The following is a 6,600-nucleotide window of genomic DNA, read 5'->3' on the forward strand; positions in this document are numbered from 1 at the left end:
CCGGCCGGAGGCTGTGCTGGCTGTCACCGCGGACGTCTCCGACCCGCAAGCGGTCGCAGGCGCGATGCGGCAGGTCGCCGACCGGTTCGGGCGGCTCGACGCGCTGGTCAACAACGCCGGCATCGCGATCTTCAAGCCGCTGATGGAGACCACGTTCGACGATTGGTCGCGGGTGCTCGCCGTGAACCTGTCGGGGCCGTTCCTGTGCACGCAGGCGGCCGTCCCGCTGCTCGCCGAACGTGGCGGCGCGATCGTGAACATCACATCGATCTCGGGCCTGCGCGCCTCGACGCTGCGGACCGCCTACGGCACCAGCAAGGCGGCGCTGGCCCAGCTCACGAAGCAGCAGGCCGTCGAGTTGGCGCAGTTGGGGATCCGGGTGAACGCGGTCGCCCCGGGGCCGGTGGACACCGCGATGGCCAAGGCGGTCCACAGCCCGGAGATCCGCGCCGACTACCACGATGCCGTCCCCCTCGGGCGCTACGGCCTGGAGTCGGAACTCGCGGAGGCGATCGTGTTCCTCTGCTCCGAACGGGCCTCCTTCGTCACCGGCCAGCAGCTCGCCGTCGACGGCGGCTTCGAGGCGACCGGCATCGGCCTGAAGACCCTGCGCGGCGAACGGGGGGACTGAGCGGCACCCCCGGCCCTCTCGCCGCGGGGGCGGCGTCGCCCAGTCGGGCCGGCCCGGTGGTCTGCGGGACGTCCTTCTGGCAACGTCCCGGCCCCGTGAGGACCCCGTCTGTCGCAGCGCATCAACTTCGGATAAAATCTACACGCATTCCGAGGTGCCGATGCCCGATCCGACGTCTCCGTCCCCCGCCACCGATCGCCTGCGCCACAAGACCGTCTCGGCCGCGGTCACGGAATCGCTGCGTCAGCGCATCCTGAACGGTGAGTTCGCGCCCGGGATCCAGCTGCGCCAGGACGCGCTGGCGGAGGAGTTCGGCATCAGCCGCATCCCGGTCCGGGAGGCGCTGCTGCAACTGGAGGCGCAAGGGCTGGTCAAGATCGTGCCGCATCGCGGGGCGGTGGTGGCCGGCCTGTCCGTCGAGGAGGTGGAAGACATCTTCCGCCTGCGCGAACAGCTCGAACCGCCGCTGCTGGCGCTCTCCGCACGCCGCTTCGGGGCGGCGGATTACCGGAGGCTGCGCAGCCTCACCGACGGGTACGGCGCGGCCCTCGAGGCCGGCCAGGTCGACCGGTGGGGCGAGCTGAACCGAAGCTTCCACCTCGATCTGCTGCGCTACGCCGATCGCCCCCGCTCGCTCAGCATCGTCTCCGCCCTGCTGCAGGATTGCGACCGCCCGACGCGGCTGCAGCTGTCCGCTTCCGGGGACACCGCGCGTGCCGATCACGAGCACACGCAGATCGTGGCGCTCTGCGAGGTGGGCCGGATCTCCCAGGCGGCCGAACTCTTGCAAGCGCATATCGCGCACGCCGCCGTATCGCTGGTGGCGATCTACCGGAACGCCCAGGCCGGGTGAGCCCGCTGATTGTGCAGATGTCGTTGCAGACGACGCTTGACGCACCTGCAGATTTTATACAATCTACAGGGACGGAGCCGGCGGGGGTGTCGTGGCTGAGCACGCATTGGTGACAGAGGGGCTGACCAAGGCGTTCGGAGGCTTCACGGCCGTCCGGGACGTCGACTTCGCGGTCCGCCGTCACGCCATCCACGCGCTCATCGGCCCGAACGGCGCCGGCAAGACCACGTTCTTCAATCTGCTGACCAAGGTCCACACGCCGACCGGCGGACGCATCCTCTACGAAGGCACCGACGTCACGCACGAGAGTTCGGCGGCGATCGCCCGGCGGGGAATCGTGCGCTCGTTCCAGATCTCGGCGACTTTCCCGCACATGAGCGTGCGTGACAATGTCCGCGTCGCGCTCCAGCGGCGATTGGGGACGCAATATTGGTTCTGGCGCTCGATTCGCTCGTTGTCCGTGCTCGACGACGAGGCCATGGCGCTTCTGTCCGATGTCGGCTTGGCGGATTACGCAGACACCAACGCCGCCGATCTCTCCTACGGGCGCAAGCGCACCCTCGAGATCGCCACGACGCTCGCCCTCGATCCGCCCCTCCTCCTCCTCGACGAGCCGACCCAGGGCATGGCCCTCGACGATGTCGACCGGATCAAGCGGCTGATCCGGCGGATCGCCGTGGGCCGCACCATCCTGATGGTCGAGCACAACATGTCGGTGGTGGCCGACCTCTGCGACGCGATCACCGTGCTCCAGCGCGGCGAGATCCTCGCCCAGGGCAGCTACGCCGAGGTCTCCAACGATCCCGGCGTGAAGGCGGCCTATCTCGGAGGCGGGCATGCCTGAGGTGGACTTGCCTGAGAACGAATTGCCCGAGGCCGCCATCGCCCTGGAGATCCGCGGGCTCGAAGCCTGGTACGGCGAGAGCCACGTCCTGCACGGGATCGACCTCACGGTGCGTGAGGGCGAGTGCGTGACGCTGCTCGGCCGCAACGGTGCCGGGCGCAGCACCACGCTCAAAGCCATCCTGGGCCTGACCGACCGGCGCGCCGGCTCGGTGCGGGTGCGCGGGCAGGAGACGATCCGGCTCAGCACGCACCGGATCGCCCGGCTCGGCCTCGGCTACTGCCCGGAGGAGCGCGGCATCTATCGCTCGCTCACGACCCAGGAGAACCTCACCCTCCTCCCCCGCCTCGGACCCGACGGGATGTCGGTGGCCGAAGTGCTGGCGCTGTTCCCGAACCTGGCCGAGCGGGCCGACAGCGGCGGCGGCCGCCTCTCGGGCGGCGAGCAGCAGATGCTGGCGCTCGGCCGCATCCTGACCACCGGCGCCCGCATCCTGCTGCTCGATGAGATCACCGAGGGCCTCGCCCCGGTCATCGTCGAGGCGCTCGGCCGGGCGGTGGCCCTGCTCAAGAGCCGCGGCTTCACCATCGTGCTGGTCGAGCAGAACTTCCACTTCGCCCGGCACCTCGCCGACCGCCACTACGTGATCGAGCACGGGCGGGTCGCGGCCGAGATCCCGGCCGACGCGGTGGCGGCACGGGAGGCCGAGGTCGGGCGCCTGCTCGGCCTCTGAGCCTCATCCCGAAAGGTGGCGGCCGGCTTTCGGGACACGAGACGCACAGACAAAGCTCCGGCAGGGGCGCGTATTCGGGACGAACAGGAGGCGGGAACATGCGGTCACGGTTCATCGGTTACGTGCTCGGCGCGTCGCTCGCGTCGGCCCCCTTCCCGGGCTTCTTGCCAGCGCTCGCCGCCGAGCCTGTCAGCGACGGTGTCGTCAAGATCGGCATCCTCAACGACCTGTCGGGCATCTATTCCGACTTCACCGGGCGCGGCTCGGCCGTGGCGGCGCAGATCGCCATCGACGAGATGGGCGGCAAGGTGCTGAACGCCCCGATCGAGCTCATCGCGGCCGACCACCAGAACAAGCCCGACATCGCCGCCAACCTCGCCCGGGAATGGTTCGACCAGGGCAAGGTCGACATGATCGCCGACTTCCCGACCTCCTCGACCGCGCTTGCCGTGATGGAGATCGCCAAGCAGAAGAACCGGGTGACGATGCTCTCGGCCGGGGTCGCCATGGCGGCGATCAACGAGAAGTGCTCGCCGCTCAACGCGCAGTGGATGGTCAACACCTACGCGCTCGCGGCCGGCACCGCCAAGGCGCTGCTGAAGACCGGCCGCAAGACCTGGTACTTCGTCACCGCCGACTACACCTTCGGCCATTCCCTCGAGAAGGACGCCTCCGCGGTGGTCGAGGCCCAGGGCGGCAAGGTGCTGGGCGTGTCGCGCCATCCCTTCCCGGGCGGCGACTTCTCCTCCTTCATGCTGAAGGCGCAAGGCAGTGGCGCCCAGGTGATCGCGCTGGCCAATGCCGGCAGCGACACGATCAACGCCGTCAAGCAGGCCGCCGAGTACGGCATCGGGCGCAGCGACAAGCAGGTGATCGCCCCGCTGCTCACCTACATCACCGACGTGAAGAGCCTCGGCCTGGCCAAGGCCCAGGACATGTACCTCACCGAAGCCTTCTACTGGGATTACGACGACCGCTCGCGCGCCTTCGCGGAGAAGTACTTCGCCAAGATGAAGCGCATGCCGAGCGCCTCTCAGGCGGCGGTCTACTCGGCCGCGCTCAGCTACCTGAAGGCGATCGAGGCGGCGGGCACCGACGAGGCCGGCGCCGTGATGGCCAAGCTCCGCACCATGACCATCGACGACGCGGTGATCCGCAACGGCAAGCTGCGCGCCGACGGCGCCCTCGTCCACGACATGCTGCTCCTGCAGGTGAAGAAGCCGGCGGAATCCAAGCGCGACTGGGACTTCTACAACGTCCGGGCGGTCCTGAAGGGCGACGACGTGTTCCCGAAGCCCTCCGATGCCTGCCCGCTCAACGCCAAGGGCTGAAGCAATATCGCGCAAGGGCGCGCACCGGCCTCCGGGATGGCGCGCGTCCCCTCCCCGGTGTGGCAGCGGACTACAGAGGGTTGCATGGCGGGCGCGGTCACATCGTCGCCCGTAGAAAGCGAAGGTCCCCTCTCCCGAGCGGGAGAGGGACAGGGTGAGGGATGCGACATCTCCGGAAAGACCTGGCCCCTCACCCCAACCCTCTCCCGCTCGGGAGAGGGGGCACGTCGAGCCCTGCAAGAGCGACCGTGTCTCGACCCTGCGTAGCCGTAGCCCTGGTGGCGCATCCCCGAAAAGACCGTCCGACCCCTCCAACCCGCCGGTGACCCCACGATGGACATCACCTTCCAGGCCTTCATGGCCCAGCTCACCATCGGCCTGATCGGCGGCTGCTTCTATGCCCTGCTGAGCATGGGGCTCGCGATCATCTTCGGGCTGCTCAACATCATCAACTTCACCCACGGGGCGCAGTTCATGATGGCGGCGTTCCTGGCCTGGATCGGGCTGACCCAGATCGGGCCCTGGCTCGGCTATCCCGATTTCCAGATCAGTTTCTGGGTCGCGCTGGTTCTGGCTCCGCTCTGCGTCGCCCTGTTCGGCATGGTCATCGAGCGCACGCTGCTGCGCCGGCTCTACCATCTCGACCACCTCTACGGCCTGCTCCTGACCTTCGGGGTGGCGCTGGTGATGGAGGGGGGCTTCCGATACGTGTTCGGCGTCTCCGGCCAGGGCTACGAGCCGCCGGAGATCCTGCAGGGGCCGGTCGATGTCGGCTTCATGCTGCTGCCGAAGTACCGCGTCTTCGTGGTCGTGGCCTCGCTGCTGATCTGCTTCGGCACCTGGTACCTGTTCGAGCGGACCAAGCTCGGCGCCTACCTGCGCGCCGGAACCGAGAACCCGCGCCTGCTCCAGGCCTTCGGCATCAACGTGCCGGTGATGATCACCCTGACCTACGGGTTCGGCGTGGCGCTGGCCGGCATTGCCGGGGTGCTGGCCGCGCCGATCATGCAGGTGACGCCGCTGATGGGCGGCAACCTGCTCAACATCGTTTTCGCCGTGGTGGTGATCGGCGGCCTCGGCTCGATCCTCGGCGCGATGATGACCGGCCTCGCCCTCGGGCTGATCGAGGGGCTGACCAAGGTGGTCTACCCGGAGGCCTCGACCGTGGTGGTCTTCGTCATCATGGCGCTGGCCCTGCTGGTGCGCCCGGCCGGCCTGTTCGGCCGCGAAGTCTGAGGGGAGCCGATGTCGAACACCTTCAAGATCGTCCTCGTCCTGGTCGCACTCGCCCTCACCGTCCCCTTCGTGCCGGGGCTGATCTACCCGGTCTTCGTGATGAAGGTGATGTGCTACGGGCTGTTCGCCTGCGCCTTCAACCTGCTCCTGGGCTTCACCGGGCTCGTGTCCTTCGCGCATGCCGCCTTCCTGGGCAGCGCCGGCTACGTCACCGGCGCCCTGATGATCCGCTTCGGCAACCACCCGCTGGGGATGCCGGCGGCCTTCGTGGCGGGCGTCGCCGCGGCGGCTCTGGTCGGCTTCGCCATCGGCGGCCTCGCGATCCGGCGGCGGGGCATCTACTTCGCGATGATCACCCTGGCGCTCTCGCAGATCGTCTATTTCCTGGCGGTGCAGATCCGCTGGACCGGCGGCGAGGACGGGCTCCAGGGCATCCCGCGCGGCAGCTTGTTCGGGCTCGACCTCACCTCCGACACGGTGATGTACTACGTGACGCTGGCGCTGTTTTCGGCGGGCTTCCTGTTCGTGGACCGCGTGGTCCACTCGCCCTTCGGCCAGATCCTGCAGGCGGTGCGGGACAACGAGGCGCGGGCGACGTCGCTCGGCTACGACACCGACCGCTTCAAGCTCCTGGCCTTCGTGATCTCGGCGGCGGTGGCCGGCTATGCCGGGGCCATGAAGGCGCTGGTGTTCCAGCTCGTCTCCCTCAACGACGTCTCGCTGCACACCTCCACCGAGGTGGTGCTGATGACCCTGCTCGGGGGCGTCGGCACGATCTTCGGACCGCTGCTCGGGGCCGGACTCGTGGTCGGGCTGCAGAACTACCTCGCGACCATCGGCGACCTCGTGACCGTGGTGATCGGCCTGATCTTCATCGTCTGCGTCTCGTTCTTCCGGCGCGGCGTCGTCGGCGAGTTCTTGCACTTGCGCCGCCGCCGGGCCGAGCGGGGCAAGACGCGCCCGGTCCCGACC

The 6,600-nt window shown here is 68.7% G+C and carries 7 protein-coding genes; all 7 read left to right on the forward strand.

Annotated elements, in window-relative coordinates; translation table 11 throughout:
* Positions 1 to 631: SDR family oxidoreductase (locus tag FV228_RS17105; RefSeq protein ID WP_147855727.1), on the forward strand; the 631-nt coding region annotated here is incomplete at its 5' end.
* Positions 632 to 791: 160 nt separating this feature from the next.
* Positions 792 to 1,484: a GntR family transcriptional regulator gene (locus FV228_RS17110; protein WP_147855728.1), complete on the forward strand. Its 693-nt coding sequence runs from the start codon at positions 792 to 794 to the stop codon at positions 1,482 to 1,484.
* Positions 1,485 to 1,575: 91 nt separating this feature from the next.
* Positions 1,576 to 2,328, forward strand: a complete 753-nt coding sequence (locus tag FV228_RS17115; protein ID WP_147855729.1) for an ABC transporter ATP-binding protein — start codon at positions 1,576 to 1,578, stop codon at positions 2,326 to 2,328.
* Entirely contained in the window at positions 2,321 to 3,061 is a 741-nt protein-coding gene (locus FV228_RS17120) for an ABC transporter ATP-binding protein (protein WP_187277789.1), read from the forward strand. Before FV228_RS17115 ends, FV228_RS17120 begins: the two co-directional genes overlap by 8 nt.
* A gap of 98 nt (positions 3,062 to 3,159) precedes the next feature.
* Complete coding sequence (locus FV228_RS17125; protein ID WP_147855730.1) at positions 3,160 to 4,392, forward strand: ABC transporter substrate-binding protein; 1,233 nt, start codon at positions 3,160 to 3,162, stop codon at positions 4,390 to 4,392.
* A 333-nt stretch (positions 4,393 to 4,725) separates the two neighbouring features.
* A complete protein-coding gene (locus FV228_RS17135) occupies positions 4,726 to 5,628 on the forward strand; it encodes a branched-chain amino acid ABC transporter permease (RefSeq protein WP_147855732.1) in 903 nt (300 codons plus the stop codon).
* A gap of 9 nt (positions 5,629 to 5,637) precedes the next feature.
* On the forward strand, positions 5,638 to 6,600 hold a 963-nt coding region (locus FV228_RS17140; protein WP_147855733.1), incomplete at its 3' end, for a branched-chain amino acid ABC transporter permease.

Origin of the sequence: Methylobacterium sp. WL18 (genome assembly GCF_008040015.1) — a bacterium.
GTDB classification, from domain to species: domain Bacteria; phylum Pseudomonadota; class Alphaproteobacteria; order Rhizobiales; family Beijerinckiaceae; genus Methylobacterium; species Methylobacterium mesophilicum.

Coding starts and splice junctions, on each gene's coding strand:
- FV228_RS17110 (WP_147855728.1), top strand. CDS start 792: ATGCCCGATCCGACGTCTCCGTCCCCCGCCACCGATCGCCTGCGCCAC.
- FV228_RS17120 (WP_187277789.1), top strand. CDS start 2,321: ATGCCTGAGGTGGACTTGCCTGAGAACGAATTGCCCGAGGCCGCCATC.
- FV228_RS17125 (WP_147855730.1), top strand. CDS start 3,160: ATGCGGTCACGGTTCATCGGTTACGTGCTCGGCGCGTCGCTCGCGTCG.
- FV228_RS17135 (WP_147855732.1), top strand. CDS start 4,726: ATGGACATCACCTTCCAGGCCTTCATGGCCCAGCTCACCATCGGCCTG.